The following is a 17,474-nucleotide window of genomic DNA, read 5'->3' as shown; positions in this document are numbered from 1 at the left end:
GGCGCGCCGCCATGCCGCGAGCAGCCAATCAGCGACCATGCGCTCATGTCAGAGTTCATGCACGACGTCGAGGTTGACTTGGATGGCCAACGGCACCGGCTGCCCTGGCCGCCGGGCCAGAGCCTGGTCGACATGCTGATTGATGCCGGTATCGACGTGCCCCACTCGTGCCGGGAAGGCCGCTGCGGCTCGTGCGTGGCGACCGTGATCGAAGGAAACGTCGACATGCCGGCATGCGAAGTTCTCGAGCCCGAGGACCTGCGCGACGGCTTGATCCTCGCCTGTCAGGCTCGCCCGTTGAGCGGGTGGCTGCGTGTCGAATTCTGACCGGATTTCGCCCACTCACCGGGAGCGGTGGCAGGGCCGGAGGCGGACTGCGGTACACCATTAGGAAGCCCACACACGTAAGGACGACACCATGACCGAGCGGGTACTTGACCAGGTTGTAGCGATGGCCGACCAGCTGCGCGATCAGGCCCCGGAAGCAGAGCGGATCGGCCGGCTCACCGACGAGTCCGTCAAGATGATGAAAGGGGCCGGGCTGATCCGGCTTCTGCAAACCAAGCAGTACAGCGGGTTTGAAGCGCATCCCCGCGAGTTCGCGGAGACGGTGATGGCGACCGCGGCGCTGGACCCGGCCGCCGGCTGGATCGTCGGCGTGGTCGGAGTGCATCCCTACCAGTTGGCATACGCAGACCCGAAAGTTCCCGCCGAGGTCTGGGCCGACGACGTCGACACCTGGATGGCCTCGCCGTACGCGCCGCAAGGTGTGGCTACGCCTTTGGAAGGCGGGGACGGCGGCTATATCTTCAACGGGCGCTGGCAGTTCAGCTCGGGCACCGACCATTGCGACTGGATCATCCTGGGGGCGATGCTCGGCGACGCGAAGGGCGTTCCGCTGATGCCGCCGCAGATGCTGCACATGATCCTGCCGCGCAAGGACTACGAGATCGTCGAGGACTCGTGGAATGTGGTGGGGCTGCGCGGAACCGGCTCCAAGGACGTCATCGTCAAGGACGCGTTCGTCCCCGCCTATCGGACGATGGACGCGACGAAGGTCATGGACGGCACCGCGCAACGGGAGGCCGGCATGACCGAGCCGCTGTATCTGATGCCGTGGTCGACGATGTTCCCGCTGGGCATCTCGGCGGCCACCATCGGCATCGCCGAGGGGGCGCTGGCCGCGCACTTGGACTACCAGCGCGAGCGGGTCGGCGCTACCGGAACCGCGATCAAGGACGACCCTTACGTCATGCACGCCATCGGCGAGGCTGCTGCCGACATCAACGCCGCACGTCAAGAGCTGTTGGCCAACGCCGACCGCATCTATGACATCGTCGCGGCCGGCAAAGAGGTGTCATTCGCCGACCGGGCCGCGGGTCGTCGTACCCAGATACGCGCCGTCTGGCGCGCGGTGTCGGCCGTCGACGAGATCTTCGCCCGCTCCGGCGGCAACGCGGCCCGCATGGACAAGCCGCTACAACGGTATTGGCGGGACGTGCACGTCGGCCACCTGCACGCCATCCATGTGCCGGGCACCGTCTATCACGCGTCGGCACTGAGCTCGCTGGGCATCGATCCGCCGCAGGGTCCGCTGCGGGCCCTGATCTAAGGGTGGCCTGGTGTCAGACCTGAAAAGCCTTGGCTACATTACGATTTCGACGAACGACATCGAGCGTTGGCGGCAGTTCGCCTTCGGTGTGCTGGGTTTCGCGGAAGGCTCGCCCAATTTCAGGGGTGCCGACCCGTCGGCCCTGTACCTGCGGATGGACGAGCGGGCGGCCCGGATCATCGTCGTCCCCGGCGAGACCGACCGGGTGCGCACCGTCGGCTGGGAGGTGCGCGATCACGCTGCCCTGCAACGAGTCAAGGCGACTCTTGACGGCGCCGGAGTGGCTTTCAAGCAATTGTCCGTCGATGACGCCGAGGTGCGCCGCGTCGAAGAGGTGATCACCTTCGAGGACCCGGCCGGCATCACCGTCGAGGTTTTTCATGGTGCGGTGCTCGACCACAGCCCGGTGGTCACGCCGTTCGGCGCGAGATTCGTCACCGGCGATCAGGGGCTGGGACATGTGGTTTTGCCGGCCACCGATCCCGGCGGGCTGTTCGAGTTCTATACCGACGTACTTGGGTTCCGATCGCGCGGCGCTTTCCGGGTTCCGCTCCCGAAGGAGTTCGGCCCGGTGCGGGTCCGTTTCCTCGGCATCAATCAGCGGCACCACAGCCTGGCGATAGTCCCGGCCGCACATCAGCGCGACCCGCGGTTGGTCCACATCATGGTCGAGGTCGACACCCTCGACGCGGTGGGTCAGGCGCTGGACCGCGTCAACGCCGAAGGTTTCCAATTGTCGTCCACGCTGGGGCGCCACACCAACGACAAGATGGTGTCGTTCTATGTCCGCGCACCCGGCGACTGGGACATCGAGTTCGGCACCGACGGTATGCGAGTCGACGAAACCTATTACACCGCAGAGGAAATCACAGCGGACAGCTACTGGGGTCATCAATGGGTCGGTGAGATGCCCGCGGCAATGCGGCTGTAACTGGGCGGAAACTCGCGCCCGAGTGACACCCGGGAATCACAGCGAAAGCTATAGGCGCACAATGAAAGCCGTCACCGCACAGTGAACGCGCAGCATCGCGATCGAGAGCGCGGTGCCACCTCAGCGTAGATATCCGGCAAGCAGGTCGACGATCTCGTCTTCGAGCTGTTGCGGGTCCACCGGAGTCTCCGACGTGACGAGCCGGTGTACAAGCGATTCGATGGTTGCCACCACGATGCGCGCATTGAGCCTGCCGCCCGCGCGCACGTCGGATTGCTGTGCGAGCAGCCGGACTGCCGCGTCCACCGACAGTTGTTCTAATTCGTGCAGACGCGCGAGAAACGCCGGTGCGCGGGGCGCCTCTTCGAACAGCACCCGGTGCAGCCGGGGATTGTCCCGGTGATTGTCGATCGTCGCGCGCACGAACACCCGCAGGGTGTCTTCGAGCCCTTGCGGCAATCCCTGAGCCAGCCGCTCGCTGAGCAGACGAGCTCCGGTATCGACGTGGGCGTCCATCAGCCCCCGCAGGATGGCGTCCTTGTTCGGGAAATACTGATACAACGATCCGATCGATATTCCCGCCCGCTCGGCGATGCGATTGGTGGTTCCGGCGACGTAGCCGTGCTCTGCGAAAACGTGAGCCGCCGCATCCAGGATCCGTTGCCTGGTCTTCTCGGCACGTTCCTGTTTGGGCTGCTTGCGCGGCCGGAACCGATCCGTCGGGGCGATCGCGCGTCTCCTTCCAAAAGCGAGTAGTCAAGTGGGGCTGCGACCAGCAAAATTAGGGTACCCTAACCGCTGGCACAAGGAGGCCTCGTGCGAACGATCCACCTCGAAACCATCCTCCCCACCACCGCTGACCGAGTGTGGTCGGCAATGCTGTCACCGGTCACCTTCCTCTACGTGTGCAAGGGTCTATTCGGCTTTCCCGCCCTGGCCGGACGTTCGGAGCCGCTGCGCCTCGGCGAGCGCGGTACCGGATGGCTGGTCGCTTTCCACCTCATACCGGCCTACCGGCACACGATCGAGGTCATCGAGGTCGACGAGGCCACCAAGACAGTGCGCACGCACGAGCACGGCGGCATGCTCAAGGCCTGGAACCACACGCTGCACGCCGAAGCGCTCGATGAAGATTCCTGCCGCTACAGCGACACCATCGAGATAGACGCCGGCCCGGCCACCGTCATCGTGGCCGCTGTGGCCACCGGAATATTCCGCTACCGCCAACGGCGATGGCACAAGCTGGTGCGCCGGCATCTACTCGCCGAAGGGCCGGCGTACGCGAGCTGACCGCCGCGGCCGGCCCGCGTTACCGCCCCGGACGGGTGGTTTCTCAGTGAGATGCGTGACAATGCCGTCCCAGTGTGATACAAACTGTCATATTCCTATTAGGAATATAGCAGTCAGATACCCCAGTCTCTTGGAGGACCGATGTCAGGGACAACCGCCGCCGCCGTCGATTCAGGCACCCCTAGCGCAGTCATCGACCGGATCTCGCTGGTGCTGGACGCGTTCGAAGGGCCGGGACGGTTGACGCTGGCCCAGATCGTCCGTCGCACCGGGTTACCCCGTTCGTCGGCGCATCGAATGCTCGAGCGTCTGGTGCAGCTGCGCTGGCTGCGCCGAAACGGTCGCGACTACGAGCTCGGCATGCGCCTGGTGGAACTGGGCTCGCTGGCCGTGCATCAGGACCGCCTGGTGCGGGCCGCCCGGCCGCTGCTCGGTGAATTGCACCGCGCCACTGGGCTTGTGGTTCACCTCGCGGTCCTGGAGGGATCTGACGTCGTCTACCTGGACAAGGTCGGGGACCGGGTAGTGGGCTCGCTCCCCAGCCGGGTGGGTGGCCGTCAGCCCGCGCACTGTAGCGCGCTGGGCAAGGCGATGTTGGCCTACAGCGACGACGCCGAGGTGGACCTGCAGGTGCGCAAGACCAAGTACTCGATCTCTACCAACTCCCAACTGGCAGTCGAATTGGCTAAGGTCCGAGCGCACGGGGTGGCGTTCGAGCGCGAGGAGTCCCTACTCGGATTCGGTTGCGTTGCAGCCCCGATCGGCAGCCCGGGTGAGGCCGTCGCCGCGGTCTCGGTGTGCGGTCCGATGAGCCGGATGAAGTTCGATCAGCGGCTGACCGCCCCGGTTCGCATGACCGCAATGGGAATCTGGCGCAATGTGGAGGACGGCCCGCAGCGCGTGGCGCCCACCCTGCAACCGCTGCGGCCGCTGCTCCCCCATGGTCCGCGTCCTGCCCTGCAATACGCGTGAACGGCCGGGTCCCTACGCGCCGCAGTAGTAGTTGCTGGGAGAGTTGGCGTTGCAGTATGGGAACTGCTGTTCCTTGCCACGACTCAGTTTGAGCCCCTGCCCATTACCGACCAGCGTCACCGTCACGGGGTCCCCCACGACGGTGCTGTCGGGTGCCGAACTGGCCGTCACGGTACCGGTGGCGGTGTCACCAGACACCGAGGTCAGCGCGAAGTCCACGCTGCCGCCGGTGAACGTCTGATGGCCGTGGCCGTTGGCGTCGATAACCAGACCCTCCTTGTGAGCCTGCCAGCGCCCTACGAACGGTCCGATTCCTGCGACACCGGCGGGCGTAGTTGTCGCCGAAGTCGGAGCGGGCGGGGCGACGGTGGAGGGCGTCGAGATGGCCGACGGTTCCGGGCTGGAGGGCGCCACGACTGCGGGGGCCCGGGAAGCGCTGCCGGGTTTGCTCAGGAGATAGCCGGTAATGCCGGCCGCGCCGCCGACCAGCACGACGATCGCCGCGACTAGCAGCCAGGTCAGCCGTGCGGGTGGGTGCTGCGCCTTCGCCTGTTCAGCGGCCCGCGGGCGTGGCCGGTCTACCGGTCGGGGTGGCGCGACAGCCGACCAACTGCGCGAGTGTTGTTGTGTTCCAGTGAGAGTCGGGTAAGCCGGCCGAGCCGGCTCGGGCGGGGCGACGGCGGTGCCACGGCCGCGGGAGGGCGCGGCGCTGAGGGCGTGCCGGGCGGCGCTGGCCAGCTCATGGGCACTTTGATAGCGCTGGGCGGGATCCTTGGCCATGCCGGTCGCGATCACCTCGTCGAATCCGGCCGGTACCCCGGATCGGAGCTCGCTGGGCCGGGGTGGCTCGAGTGTGAGGTGACCGGCGATCTGCTGTTCCATGCTGTCGCCCGGGAAGGGGGGGTCGCCGGTCAGGCATTCATGCAACACGCACGCCAACGCATACACATCTGAACGGGCATCGGCCCGGCCGGCGGTGAAGCGTTCCGGGGCCATGTAGGCAAGGGTGCCCACCAGCATCCCGGTGTTCGTCAATTTGGTGGCCGACCCATCGTGGGCGATCCCGAAATCGATCAGGTAGACGAAGTCGTTGCCCGTCACCAGTGCGTTGGACGGTTTGATGTCGCGATGCACCAGTCCGGCGGCATGGGCGGCGTCCAGTGCGGCGGCCAGCTGCTCGATGACGTGCACGGCCCGCTGAGGACTCATCGGCCCATCTCGCTGCAGCAGCTCGTGCACGTCGATGCCCTTGACGATCGGCATCACCAAATACAGTTGGCCGTTGATCTCGCCGGTGTCGAAGATCGAGATGATGTGCGGTTCACTCAGCCGTGCCGCGGTGTGGGCTTCGCGGCGAAACCGCTCCCGATAGCCTGGTTCCTCGCCCAGCTCGACGGGCAACACCTTGACGGCGACATCGCGGCCGATGACGGTGTCGTGGGCCTGGTAAACCGTTCCCATGCCGCCCTGACCGATCACCGACTGCAGCCGGTACCGCCCGAATTCCAGCTCGTCCACAGACCGGCCTTCCCTCGCCTGCCTGGGCAAACATGCTACCGAGCGAGCGTCGGCGCGGGACCGGTTCCGCCGACACAGACTGCATTTCCCGGTGGCCGGGAGTCAAGGGCACTGCGAGCGTCGCCGGCCATATGGTCAACTGCATGGCTGACGGCGAGGTATTCGTGATCGACCGGGTGGTGACCCGGCCCGGGTGCGCCCGACGGTTCGTCGACGCCTACCTCGCGGAGTACGCGCCGGGCGCGCGCGACCGGGGAATGACCTTGCGCGACGTTCTGGTCAGTCCGCCTATCTGGTTCGACGATCAGGTGAACACCCTCACGATCACCTGGACGCTGCCGTCCCCGCAGGCGTGGTGGGAGATGACGCGGATAGGCCGGCTGGACCCGAAACTGGGCGAATGGTGGTCGCAGATAAGCGAATTGGTGCAGGAACGGTCGCGAACCTTCGCCGCAGTAGCCGAAGACGTGGACGGCCTGTGCGATGTATAGTGTCACCCGCTTGCTCGATGTGGCCGACGATGATCGCGGCCGACTGGTCACTGAGTTGCGTTGCGCCGCCGCCGAAACGGATGCACTGCGCTCCGTCGTCGGACGGACGCTGACCGGCTCGCGGAACGGCGGTGACATCCTTATGCACCTGCGCTTCAGCGAGGAGGACGGTTGGCGTTGCGCGGCAGACCAATTCGATACGCTGCTGGCCCGCCCTACCGTGACCCGCATCAACGGCGCAGCCTATTGGGGTGAACCGCGACGCTCCGGCGATACACCCGGCATCGTGTACCGTACGTTGCTGCTGCGGGTCCAGCCCGACGCGGACGAAGAAACGGTCACCCGCTTCGAACACGAGCTCTCGTCAATGCCGCACTATGTCTCGACAATCCGGGCGTGGCAGCTGAGCCGGGTCGTCGAACCCGTCGGAGACGTGCGCTGGACCCATGTGTTCGAGCAGGAGTTCTCCGACGCCGAAGGTCTGCTGGGGCCTTACCTGATGCATCCGATCCACTGGGCCGTGGTAGACCGCTGGTTCGACCCGGAAACCACCGACGTCATCGTCCGCGACCGCATCTGCCACAGCTTCTGTACGGTCGACCACCCGGTCCTATAAGGAGCAGACGCAAAAACACCCGAAATCACCGGTTTTAGGGAGCTTTTGCGTCTGGTCGCCTAGGAGATATTCGGGTTGGCGGAAGCCGGCGGTGCCAACGCTGGCAGCAACGTCTTTCCGTCCAGGCTGTGCACAGGCAATTGCCGCGACCAGGGATAGTGCAGGCTGAATGCCACCAGTCCGGTGCGCTCGGCGGCGGGCCGGTGACACATCGCCAGCACGGTCTCGGCCAGGTATTCCACCGGCTCGGTCGGAAAGCCCTCGGGAATCAGCTGCGCCGCGCCGGGTGTCCGGACGGCCGTCGAAGGGCCGACGCAATTGACCGCGATGTTGGCGTCGAGTAGCTCAGCGGCCACACCCTGGGTGAACCGGTGCAGCGCGGCCTTCATCGAGGCGTAGATCACGTCACCCGCGGTCTTGTTGTATTGCCGGTACGGCCTCGCCGGCGCGACGCCGGTGACCGAGCCGATATTCACGATCCATCCCGACCCCTGCTTACGCATCTGCGGCACAACGGCTTTCGTCAATACAAAGGGCGTACGCAGATAGTGCGACACGGTGCGATCAAACGTTTCCATGCTCATGTCCTGGATCAATGCGTAGTCGGCGAAGCCGGCATTGTTGACCAGGATGTCGAGCCGGCCGGTCCGGTCCAGCACCGCGTCGAGCAACCCGTCGCGCTGTTCGGGGTCCTCGAGGTCGGCCGTCACCCCAAAGGCGCGGCCACCGTCAGCCTCGATCAACCCCACCGTCTCGCCAATGGTCCCCGGCAGGATCGACGTCACTCCCGCCCGCACAGACGACGACGGAACATGTGACCGAGCCGTGACCGCCACCGTGGCACCCTCGGCCGCCAACCGTCGTGCGATCGCCCTGCCGATGCCCCGACTACTGCCGGTGACCAAAGCGGTTTTGCCGCAGAGTAATCCGGTCATCGGAGCTCGAAATGCGTTTCGATCGGAGCCCGATGACTGTGCCACATATCAACCAGACGATATGGGAATGCGGTCACGATCCGGCCCCCGCCCGACCGGTAGTAGGTATGTGCCGTCGGGGTATGGCACCAGACGGTGCCGGCCATTGTCGCGTCGATGTCGGCGACGTATTCGTCGTAGGCGCGTCGGCTAACCTCCATCACGGATGCCTTCCGCAGCGCCATCAACTGCAGGCATTCCATGACGTAGTGCACCATCACCTCGACACCGAAGTTATGGCCGGCGCCGTGCCCCGGGCTGTAATTCGGCGCGGACGAGATGAACATGTTCGGAAAACCGGGGACAGTCCCGCCGCGGTAGGCGCGCGGCCTGTCGCCCCACTCGTCCGCCAGCTTCCTGCCGTCGCGGCCCCGAACATCAACGGTCGAAAGGAAGTCCAGGTAATAGCCGGTCGCGTAGATGATGACGTCGAGGTCGACCTGGCGGCCGTCGCGCGTCACGATCCCCGCTTCGTTGACCCGGGCCGGCTCGCTGACCTCAACGTCTACGTGGTCGCGGGCCAACGCTGCGTAGTATCCACCGGGATCGCGGATGATCCGCTTGCCATACGGCGCAAAGTCCGGGGTGACCTTGCGGGCAAGCTCGCTGCCTGCCCCGAAAACGCGGTCTATGTAGTCCAGGCAGATCCGCAACAAGACGTCGTTGGCGGGCGAAATCGACAGATGCTCGGCCGCCCAACCGGCGTCACGCAGAATCACCGGGTAGTTGTTGTCCGCGGTCCCCCAAAACGACTTCAGCCGAACCCAATTGGCGTAATACGGCACCCGGGTGCCGAGCCAGCGCTGATAGTCGGGAACGTCGTCGGAAAGCCGCCGCCGCGGCGCCACCCAGTGCGGCTGACGCTGGAACACCGTCAGGTGCGCCAGCTGGTCCACGCACGCGTCGACGATCTGGACCGCGGTGCAGCCCGCTCCGATGATGCCGACCCGCTTGCCGGTCAGATCCAGCCCGGGATCCCATTGCGCCGAATGGATTTCCACTCCGGAGAACGTGCCGCGGCCAGGAAGCTCCGGCCAGCGCGGCCGGTTCAGGTAACCGGCCGCCGGGATCACCACATTGGCATAACTCACCTCGCGGGTGCCGTCGGGCCCGACTGCGTGGATTTGCCACTGCCGGCGTCGATCGTCCCACCACAACGCTTCGACCTCGGTGCCGAACCGGGTGCGCTCGCGCAGGCGGTTCTTGTCGGCCACGGACACCAGGTACGCCTGGTACTCCGCGCCGAGCGGGTAGTAACTCGACCAGTCGCCTTTGATGTCGCGTGACAGCGAGTAGTACGACGACGGGGTGTCCACCCCGATGCCCGGATAGGTGGTGGTGTACCAGGTGCCGCCGACCTCGTCGTTGCGGTCGAAAATCTGGCAGTCGATGCCGGCCTCGGCCAGCTCGAGCGCGGCGGTCAGTCCGGAGATGCCCGCACCGACGACCGCGACGCGGAAACCGTCCGGCAGCTTCGCGGTGCGCGGCAGTATGGGCTGCGACGGCCGAAATCCCCCCTGCTCCAACAGCAGTGGGAGATACTCGGCGCCGACGGCTCCCCCGAGTGCGACCGGCGCGATCCGCGCGAACAATTCGGGGTCGTCGCCGCCTGACGGAGGCCTACCCTGATCCAGCGCGCCGACTACGGCCTCGACCAGCGCTTCGGTCGTCTCGGGATCGGTGACACCGGCCTGCTCCGGCGGATCGGGCACATGAGTGATCTTTGATGCGAACCGGTCGACCACGGCATGGTCGCCGGTGAGTTGCGCCAATACGGCGACCAGCACGCCGGGGTCGGCCTGACGCAGATTGGCCCGTAGTTCGTCGGGATCCAGAGCCGCGCGGGTGCCCATGCCGGCGAGTATCGACGCCCGCCCGCGATTGCGGGTACACCCTGCCTACTCAGCGGGACACTTTGACTCGGGCCGAAGAGACGCGCCTAGGGCCGACACGGGCCGAGTCCCTACAGTTACCCGCATGAGCTTGCCCCTCGACATCACCATCAGCGGACCGACCCAGGTCTGGACGATAAACCTGCCCGAAGTCGGCAACGCGATCACTGGCAAAGACTTCATCGCCGCATTCGAGATCGCTGTCGACGACGCGAACGCCGACACCAGCGTCCGTGCGGTGATCTTGACCGGAACGGGCAAGATCTTCTCTGCCGGCGGCAACGTCAAGGAGATGGCCGACCAGGCCGGCATGTTCGGTCTGAGCCCACTGGACCAACGACACGCGTACGTCGACGGAATCCAGCGCGTCCCAAGGGCGCTGGGTCTCCTCGAAGTGCCGTTGATCGCGGCCGTCAATGGTGCCGCGATCGGGGCCGGCTGCGACCTGGCGATGATGTGTGACATCCGCATCGCTTCCGAACGCGCCTCGTTCGCCGAAAGCTTCGTCCAACTCGGCCTCATCCCCGGCGACGGCGGCACTTGGTTCTTGCCGCGGGCCATCGGCTATGAGCGCGCGGCCGAGATGACGTTCACCGGTGACCGCATCGATGCGGCCACGGCCCTGGACTGGGGTCTGGTCAGCCGAGTGGTGCCGCACGATGAATTACTTCCCGCAGCGCACGAACTCGCCGAGCGCATCGCCAAAAACCCCCCGCACGCATTGCGGATGGCCAAACGACTACTGCAAGAGTCGCGCAAGGGTTCTCTCGAATCGACGCTGGGCATGGCCGCGGCCATGCAATCGTTGGCCCACCGCGACCCTGAGCACCTGCAGCGCATCGCAAGATGGAAAACCCAGTGACGGCGCCTTCGCCGCTGCCGCGATTGGTGCCGCCCGCCAGTGTCGACGCCGCATCGACCCAAGCCCTGCGACTCGAGGTGCGGCAGTTCCTCGCCGAACAACTCGCTGCCGGTGCCTTCACGTCGACAGTCGATGCCTGGCTGTCGGGCTGGGACGAGAACTTCACCGCCGCACTGGCTGCGCGCGGCTGGCTGGGCATGACGGTGCCGGTGGAATACGGCGGTCATGGCCGCTCGTTCCTGGACCGGTTCGTGGTGACCGAGGAGCTCCTGGCGGCCGGGGCGCCCGTTTCGGCGCACTGGATCGCCGACCGCCAGATTGTGCCGTCGTTGCTCAAGTACGGCACCGAGGCTCAGAAGTCGGAGTTTCTGCCGCGAATTGTGCGGGGGGAATGCTTTTTCGCCATCGGCATGAGCGAGCCGGACTCGGGTTCCGATCTGGCCAGCGTGCGCACCCGAGCGATGCGGGTCGACGGTGGCTGGTCATTGTCAGGTACGAAAGTCTGGACATCTGGGGCACATCTCGCGCACGCGTTCATCGTGCTCGCCCGCACCGCGCCGGTCGACACCAGGGATCGGCACGCCGGGCTCAGCCAGTTCATCGTGAACCTGCGCGGGCCCGGCATCGAGATCCGCCCGATCGTCTCGATGAACGGCGCACATCACTTCAACGAGGTGATACTCGATCAGACTTTCGTGCCCGACACCATGGTGTTCGGCGAGATCGGCGAAGGCTGGCGGCAGGTGACATCAGAACTGAGCTTTGAACGCAGCGGGCCTGAGCGATTTCTGTCCACGTTCATGCTGCTCGCAGCGACAGCCGAAAGCATGGCCGTACAACGTATTTCGCATAATGCAGACCTGGGCCGCCTGGTGGCGCGCGTCGCGGCCCTGCATCGAATATCGTCGGCGGTTGCCGGCGCCCTGCAGCGACACGACCCCGAGGTCGGGGTTCCCGCCGCGGTGGTCAAGGTGCTCGGCACCACCACGGAGGGCGACATCGCCGAATTCGCCGCCCTCTACGGCGTCGTGGATTCCCCGTTCGCGGACCTGGTGGCGGCCGCGATAGACCAGCGCCCCGGTTTCACGCTGCGCGGTGGTACCAACGAGATACTCCGGGGCGTCATCGCCCGGGGACTGGGGCTGCGATGACAATCGCTCCGAACGGCGTCGACCCAGCCCTGGCCGAGATGATGGACGCCGTCTTCGCCGAGTATCGCGAGACGCATTCGCCCGCGCTGCCCTGTGAACTCGACACGACACTTTGGCGACGGTTGCAGGATCTCGGTCTGGTGCGGCTTACCGGCGAGGAGGAGGCCGGCGGCAGCGGAGCCAGTTGGTATGAAGCGGCCGAGCTGCTCAGCGCCGCGGTCCGCCATGGGGTACGACTTCCATTGGCCGAGCACGACTTGTTGGCCTGCTGGCTGCTGGATGCCAACGGCATGGATTGCGACGACGCGGTGCGAACGGTGTGTCTGCTCGACGACCGCGGCACGGCGAGCGCGGTGCCGTGGACGAGCGATGCCGAACGCGTCGTGGTGGTCTGGCGCGTTGATGGCCAGTACCGCGCGGCCGATGTCGAATCGGCGGCTCTCGACATCACCCGGAGCACCAACATGATCGGCGAACCGCGGGACACCGTCGTCGCCGAGCCCGCCACCCTGAACGGGATTCCCTTGGCCAGCTCCCTGGTCGCGCGGTTGCAGCTGAAGTCGGCGCTGGTGCGTTCCATTCAGGTCTGTGCCGCTCTCGACCGGACCCTACAGCTTTCGATCGAGCACGCGACGTCGCGCAACCAGTTCGGCCGTCCGCTCGCAAAGTTCCAGGCGGTACAGAACTTGATCGCGGATGCCGCCGCCGAAGCGGCCCTCGGGCGCGCCGCAACCGAGGCCGCGCTGACCGCGGCGGTCACCAGCGAATGGTCGGCGTCCAACCTCGATTTCCTTGTTGCCGTGGCACGTTCGTGCACGGGGCACGCCGCCTCGGTTGTGGTGCGCAATGCCCATCAGGTGCACGGCGCGATGGGCACGACTCGCGAGCACCGGCTGCACGAGTTCACCCGACCGGCACTCGCCTGGCGTTCGGAGTTCGGAACGGTCCGGTACTGGGACGATCGAGTCACCACCGCTGCTTTGCAGGCGGGGGCGACCGAGCTGTGGAGCCTGATCACCGACTGACGAAGCGGATGTTCCACTGACCGGACAGTCCCGGTGTGCGGCCGCCCGCAGCGGCGTTGACTCACCAACATGATCACGCTGCCGGATCTTCAGGAGTTCATCGCCGGATTCTGGTACCACTACGACGAGGCGCACTACGACGAGTTGGCCGCGCGCTGTGCGATGGACGTGACTTACGTCAGCCGCAGCGATTCCGGAACCAGCCCGTTCGAGGAACTGATGTCGCCCGACCTGCACGGCCGCGACGCCGTCATGGAGTGGCTGTCGCAGCACCGCGAACAGAGCCCCCACCCCTTGCGCCACCACGCCACCAACGTGCATCGCACCGGCGCCGACGGTGACGTCACGCATGTGCGCTTTTACCTATTCGTCAACCAAGTCGCGAACTTCGTGCCGTTCGCGGTGTCCAGCGGTGTGGCCAACGTAGATGTCCGGCGCGGACCCGACGGGCTGGAGTTGAGTCGGATGGAAGTCGTCCTCGACACCACCAACTCCGTCCTGCTGTCCGAGCTCACGGCCGACAGCGCCGCCGCAAACAAGCAATGACCACCATGCTGGACCCGGACGCCGCCGCGCGAATCGCATCATTCGGCGAGATTCTGCCGATGCGCCAGCGTGGTCTCGCTGCGGTGCGGGCAGCGATCGAGTCGGCGCCGTTGCCCGACGCCATGCCGGCCATGGCCGACGTCAGCGAGGACGTCATCCCCACATCGGCCGGGCCGTTGGCGATCCGGATCTACCGCCCCACAAGCGATTCCGGCCAGCCCGCGCTGGTGTACTTCCACGGCGGCGGACTTGTCATGGGATCCAACCACTCGTTCGAACCGTTGGCCCGCGAACTGGCAGCGGCATCGGCTGCTGCCGTCGTAGCCGTGGACTACCGGTTGGCACCTGAGGCCTCGCCGCCCGCACAGTTCGACGACTCCTACACCGCGACCGAGTGGGTATCGCGACAGGCGCCGCGCCTGGGGCTCGACTCCGGGCGGGTCGCGGTGGTAGGCGACAGCGCGGGCGGCTCGCTGGCAGCGGCGGTGGCATTGGCCGCGCGCGACCGTGGCGGACCGGCCATCTGCGCACAAGTGCTGCTCTACCCCGGCCTGGATCGCGACATGACCGCGCCGTCCATCGCCGCCCTTGCCGATGCACCGATGCTCGGCCGCGACGACATCGACTACCTGCACGCCCTGGCTGATGGCGAGTCCGGTCGGCCCAGCGACCCCTACCTCGTCCCGGCTTACGCCGCCGACCTCACCGGGCTGCCGCCGGCCATCGTGGTGACCGCGGGCTGCGACCCGATACGCGACTGGGGTGAGAGGTACGCGGCCAGGTTGCGCGATGCCGGCGTACAGACCACCACCACCCGCTACCCGGGTATGCACCACGGTTTTCTCATGCGGTCCGACGCGACCGCTCGCGGTCGGCTGGCCATCGCCGAGATCGGGGCGCTGCTGCGAGCGAAGTTCGCCCACCCCTTGCACTTTGACAGCGCACACGATCACATCAATCTTCTGAGATCAGATACGGGGAGGAACTGATGCTCACCAATGAGCGGCGGATGGAGCTTTCCCAGGTGTTGCGCCCGGCGGCACCGCCCCGCGAAATCGACAACGTCTATACCGAAGACCAACGCGAGCGCCTGCTGGATGTGGTGCGGACCGAGGGACCCTGGAAGCTGATCATCGCCCAGCACTTCGCGTCCGCCGACGAGTTGATCGCCACCATGAGCGGCCTCTTCCCCGACGGATTCACCCCTTCGCTGGACCTGTTCCTGACACCGACCTTCCGCGGCTACCTGGCCAACTACGGCGCCGCGCTCTACCCCGAATTGCACGACTGCTTCTACAACGCGCGGTTTCTTCAGATGGCCAAGAGCTACTGGAACGCCGAGTACGCCAAACCTCAGCTGATGCTGTTCAACATCAACGGTCCGTGCGCCAATCGTGATCCGGGACATCTGGATTCGCCGAGCTTCCGGGGTGTGCGCCACGAGAACGCGCCGACGTGGCTGACCAGCGTCATGGGTAAGTCCGGCCTGTTCGGCGACTACCTGATCAAAATGGCCCAGGTGATCACCTGGTTCTCACTGGACACCGGTAGCGGGTTCACCTTCTGGCCCGACGGGCCGCTGAAAGCACCGAAGCGGGTGCTGCCGCCGATCAACAACCGCGGGGTGGTGGTGCAGAACGAGATGATGGTGCATCGCGGTGAAGCCAATGGTCCACTGGACCAACAGATTCCGGCCGGCTTGACATTCGACACCGTGTTCGCCGGTGACCCCGACGATCGCGAGCACTGGCTGCTGAAGAACAGTGACGAGGTGATCGCCCGCCATCACACCGACGAGCTGCGGTTTCTGGTGCACTGGTCGGCCGAGGTGTTCTCGGACTTGGACGAACTCAAGAAGAACATGGATGGCTCCGCCGACCTGACCGTCGAGAAGGCTATCGACATCATGGTCGACGACGTGAACGCCAGGGGGATCAAGCTCGACATTCCCAGCGAACCGCTACACGACCCGGCGTTCATCAATGCGCTCAACGCCGCCTACGACATCGGCGGCCCATCCAGCTACCCCGAAGAGGCGCCGATCAGCGCATTCCAACTTGCATAGCGAAACGCCTTGGTGAGGTGCGGTTTTCAGCTACCCACCGCGCTGATTGTTTCGTCGACGATGCACAACTCCCCGCGCCGCACGGCGTCGCATATAGACTCGCTCAGCGCCGTGCACATCAGGAATACGCCCCGGCTGCCGGGCATTGGCATTTTCCGAGCCTCCCGGCGCTCGGCACAACGGGCCGTCGCGTCGGAATTCCACTGCACGTTGGTCTGATTCCAGGTGCTCTTACGCGCCAGCACGTTTGCCCCACAGTTGCGGCATACCACTGGCACCATGGGCATCTCGTCGAGCCGGTTGTCGACCCTGGCCGGCGACCCCATCACACCGAGCCCGCCCGAGCCGCCATGTTCGCTTCCACCTCTTTCATCCACGCCTCGTAGGGCCTCGTCGTATCCAGCTCAAACTCGAAGCGGTCCACCATATCTGGTTTCACATCTGCGGCGTCGACATAGAACTGCTGATACCACCGGCGCAGCTGGTACACCGGACCGTCTTCCTCCACCAGCAGCGGATTGTCGATGCGCGCCTTGTGCCGCCAGATTTGGACGTCTTGCTCGAAGCCCAGCTTGACGAAGTCGCCGAGGCTGATCGCGGTCTTCATGGCCTCCTCGGCGGGCAGCGTGTCCGACTTCTTGACGATGATTCCATATTGCAGCACAAAGGAATTCGAGTCGATCGGGTAGTGGCAATTGATCAGTATGGTTTTCGCATCACCCTGTTCGTAGTGATAGGTCAGGTCGTCGATCATGAAGGACGGCCCGTAGTACGACGCCACCGAGGTGGTACCGAGCATCTGAGATCCTTTGGGTCCACTCAGGTCAGGCCGGTTGCCCCCGTTCATGTATTGGGTGGCCACGTGCCCTTCGAAGATGTTCTTGAAATAGGTCGGCATCGAACCATGGATGTAGAAGAAGTGCGCCATGTCCACCACGTTGTCGATGATTTCTCGGCAGTTGGCATGTACGACGGTGGTGTACCAGTGCCAGTCGGTCCAGTCGTCGCTGGTGGCGCCTTCGATGCGCGGGATGGTGACCTCGGATGGCGGCGGCTTGCGCTCGGGGTCGTTCCAGATGAACAGCATGCCGTCCTGCTCTAGGGTGAGCCAGCTTGCGGTGCGGGCCAGTCGGGGCGTTCGCCGCGCGTAGGGCACTTGCTTGCATCTGCCGTCGCCGCCCCAGCGCCAGTCATGAAACGGGCAGGCGAGCTCGTTGCCCTTGACCTCGCCCTGCGACAGGTCGCCGCCCATGTGCCGGCAGTAGCTGTCGAGCACGTTGGTCCTGCCGTCTCCGCTGCGGAATACGACCAGCTTCTGGCCGAACGCATTGACCGAGTGCGGTTTGCCGTCTCCGAAATCCCGCACCAGACCCAGGCAATGCCAACCCCGGGCGAACCGCGTAGGGGCTGCCTGCGCTTCTATCTGCCGAATTTCCTGAACTTCGTCGGCATCGGACTGCGACTTCATAGGGGCCATTCAACTCCCATGGCCGTACCGGTGCAGCCGAAGTGTTCCACTCATCAGGACG

At 65.5% G+C, this 17,474-nt stretch carries 19 protein-coding genes; 13 read left to right on the top strand and 6 right to left on the bottom strand.

What is annotated here, in order from left to right; genetic code table 11:
* The first annotated feature begins 45 nt into the window (after positions 1 to 45).
* From A9W99_RS14325 to bphC, 3 genes are all read left to right on the top strand, one after another.
* Positions 46 to 327, top strand: a complete 282-nt coding sequence (locus A9W99_RS14325) for a 2Fe-2S iron-sulfur cluster binding domain-containing protein (protein WP_067378724.1) — start codon at positions 46 to 48, stop codon at positions 325 to 327.
* A gap of 91 nt (positions 328 to 418) precedes the next feature.
* A complete protein-coding gene (locus A9W99_RS14320; RefSeq protein WP_067378721.1) occupies positions 419 to 1,612 on the top strand; it encodes an acyl-CoA dehydrogenase family protein in 1,194 nt (397 codons plus the stop codon).
* Between the two features lie 10 nt (positions 1,613 to 1,622).
* Positions 1,623 to 2,543 carry a biphenyl-2,3-diol 1,2-dioxygenase gene (gene bphC, locus A9W99_RS14315; RefSeq protein WP_067378719.1) on the top strand — a complete coding sequence of 307 codons (921 nt, stop codon included), beginning with the start codon at positions 1,623 to 1,625 and terminating at the stop codon, positions 2,541 to 2,543.
* Positions 2,544 to 2,663: 120 nt separating this feature from the next.
* On the opposite strand, the gene A9W99_RS14310 is transcribed toward bphC, so the two are convergent.
* On the bottom strand, positions 2,664 to 3,272 hold the full coding sequence (locus tag A9W99_RS14310) for a TetR/AcrR family transcriptional regulator (protein ID WP_067378716.1): 609 nt from the start codon (positions 3,270 to 3,272) through the stop codon (positions 2,664 to 2,666).
* 87 nt (positions 3,273 to 3,359) lie between these two features.
* Here A9W99_RS14310 and A9W99_RS14305 point away from each other — a divergent pair, with 87 nt between their 5' ends.
* Both A9W99_RS14305 and A9W99_RS14300 read left to right on the top strand, forming a co-directional pair.
* Positions 3,360 to 3,833, top strand: a complete 474-nt coding sequence (locus A9W99_RS14305; RefSeq protein WP_067378713.1) for a hypothetical protein — start codon at positions 3,360 to 3,362, stop codon at positions 3,831 to 3,833.
* 141 nt (positions 3,834 to 3,974) lie between these two features.
* On the top strand, positions 3,975 to 4,805 hold the full coding sequence (locus A9W99_RS14300; RefSeq protein WP_067378710.1) for an IclR family transcriptional regulator: 831 nt from the start codon (positions 3,975 to 3,977) through the stop codon (positions 4,803 to 4,805).
* Positions 4,806 to 4,817: 12 nt separating this feature from the next.
* Here A9W99_RS14300 and A9W99_RS26965 read toward each other — a convergent pair whose 3' ends face one another.
* Complete coding sequence (locus A9W99_RS26965) at positions 4,818 to 6,323, bottom strand: serine/threonine-protein kinase (protein WP_067378709.1); 1,506 nt, start codon at positions 6,321 to 6,323, stop codon at positions 4,818 to 4,820.
* A gap of 143 nt (positions 6,324 to 6,466) precedes the next feature.
* On the opposite strand from A9W99_RS26965, the gene A9W99_RS14290 reads away from it, so the two are divergent.
* Both A9W99_RS14290 and A9W99_RS14285 read left to right on the top strand, forming a co-directional pair.
* Positions 6,467 to 6,814, top strand: coding sequence for a hypothetical protein (locus A9W99_RS14290; RefSeq protein WP_067378856.1), 348 nt, complete (start codon positions 6,467 to 6,469; stop codon positions 6,812 to 6,814).
* Entirely contained in the window at positions 6,807 to 7,430 is a 624-nt protein-coding gene (locus A9W99_RS14285) for a Dabb family protein (protein WP_067378706.1), read from the top strand. The genes A9W99_RS14290 and A9W99_RS14285 overlap by 8 nt, the downstream gene beginning before the upstream one ends.
* 59 nt (positions 7,431 to 7,489) lie before the next feature.
* Here the strand turns inward: A9W99_RS14285 and A9W99_RS14280 are convergent, their stop codons facing one another.
* Together A9W99_RS14280 and A9W99_RS14275 are read right to left on the bottom strand one after the other, a co-directional pair.
* The gene (locus A9W99_RS14280) at positions 7,490 to 8,365 is read right to left on the bottom strand and encodes an SDR family NAD(P)-dependent oxidoreductase (RefSeq protein ID WP_067378703.1); all 876 of its coding nucleotides are present in this window, start codon (positions 8,363 to 8,365) and stop codon (positions 7,490 to 7,492) included.
* A complete protein-coding gene (locus A9W99_RS14275) occupies positions 8,362 to 10,257 on the bottom strand; it encodes an NAD(P)/FAD-dependent oxidoreductase (protein WP_067378700.1) in 1,896 nt (631 codons plus the stop codon). Before A9W99_RS14275 ends, A9W99_RS14280 begins: the two co-directional genes overlap by 4 nt.
* A 124-nt stretch (positions 10,258 to 10,381) precedes the next feature.
* Between A9W99_RS14275 and A9W99_RS14270 the strand changes: the two genes are divergently transcribed.
* The 6 genes from A9W99_RS14270 (at position 10,382) to A9W99_RS14245 (ending at position 15,945) form a co-directional block, all read left to right on the top strand.
* The gene (locus A9W99_RS14270; protein ID WP_067378697.1) at positions 10,382 to 11,158 is read left to right on the top strand and encodes a crotonase/enoyl-CoA hydratase family protein; all 777 of its coding nucleotides are present in this window, start codon (positions 10,382 to 10,384) and stop codon (positions 11,156 to 11,158) included.
* Positions 11,155 to 12,309 carry an acyl-CoA dehydrogenase family protein gene (locus tag A9W99_RS14265; RefSeq protein WP_371514961.1) on the top strand — a complete coding sequence of 385 codons (1,155 nt, stop codon included), beginning with the start codon at positions 11,155 to 11,157 and terminating at the stop codon, positions 12,307 to 12,309. The genes A9W99_RS14270 and A9W99_RS14265 overlap by 4 nt, the downstream gene beginning before the upstream one ends.
* Positions 12,306 to 13,334, top strand: a complete 1,029-nt coding sequence (locus A9W99_RS14260) for an acyl-CoA dehydrogenase family protein (RefSeq protein ID WP_067378690.1) — start codon at positions 12,306 to 12,308, stop codon at positions 13,332 to 13,334. The genes A9W99_RS14265 and A9W99_RS14260 overlap by 4 nt, the downstream gene beginning before the upstream one ends.
* 69 nt (positions 13,335 to 13,403) lie before the next feature.
* Positions 13,404 to 13,880 carry a nuclear transport factor 2 family protein gene (locus A9W99_RS14255; protein WP_067378687.1) on the top strand — a complete coding sequence of 159 codons (477 nt, stop codon included), beginning with the start codon at positions 13,404 to 13,406 and terminating at the stop codon, positions 13,878 to 13,880.
* The gene (locus A9W99_RS14250; protein WP_067378684.1) at positions 13,877 to 14,869 is read left to right on the top strand and encodes an alpha/beta hydrolase; all 993 of its coding nucleotides are present in this window, start codon (positions 13,877 to 13,879) and stop codon (positions 14,867 to 14,869) included. The genes A9W99_RS14255 and A9W99_RS14250 overlap by 4 nt, the downstream gene beginning before the upstream one ends.
* Positions 14,869 to 15,945, top strand: coding sequence for a hypothetical protein (locus A9W99_RS14245; RefSeq protein WP_067378681.1), 1,077 nt, complete (start codon positions 14,869 to 14,871; stop codon positions 15,943 to 15,945). The genes A9W99_RS14250 and A9W99_RS14245 overlap by 1 nt, the downstream gene beginning before the upstream one ends.
* A 26-nt stretch (positions 15,946 to 15,971) precedes the next feature.
* Here A9W99_RS14245 and A9W99_RS14240 read toward each other — a convergent pair whose 3' ends face one another.
* Both A9W99_RS14240 and A9W99_RS14235 read right to left on the bottom strand, forming a co-directional pair.
* Positions 15,972 to 16,271 carry a ferredoxin gene (locus tag A9W99_RS14240; RefSeq protein ID WP_067378678.1) on the bottom strand — a complete coding sequence of 100 codons (300 nt, stop codon included), beginning with the start codon at positions 16,269 to 16,271 and terminating at the stop codon, positions 15,972 to 15,974.
* A complete protein-coding gene (locus A9W99_RS14235; protein WP_067378675.1) occupies positions 16,271 to 17,413 on the bottom strand; it encodes a Rieske 2Fe-2S domain-containing protein in 1,143 nt (380 codons plus the stop codon). The genes A9W99_RS14240 and A9W99_RS14235 overlap by 1 nt, the downstream gene beginning before the upstream one ends.
* Between the last annotated feature and the right edge of the window lie 61 nt (positions 17,414 to 17,474).

Origin of the sequence: Mycobacterium sp. 1164966.3 (assembly GCF_001665395.1) — a bacterium.
Taxonomy (GTDB): Bacteria; Actinomycetota; Actinomycetes; order Mycobacteriales; family Mycobacteriaceae; genus Mycobacterium.
The sequence above is the reverse complement of the archived record's forward strand: the minus strand, read 5'-3'. Positions and strand labels throughout refer to the sequence as shown.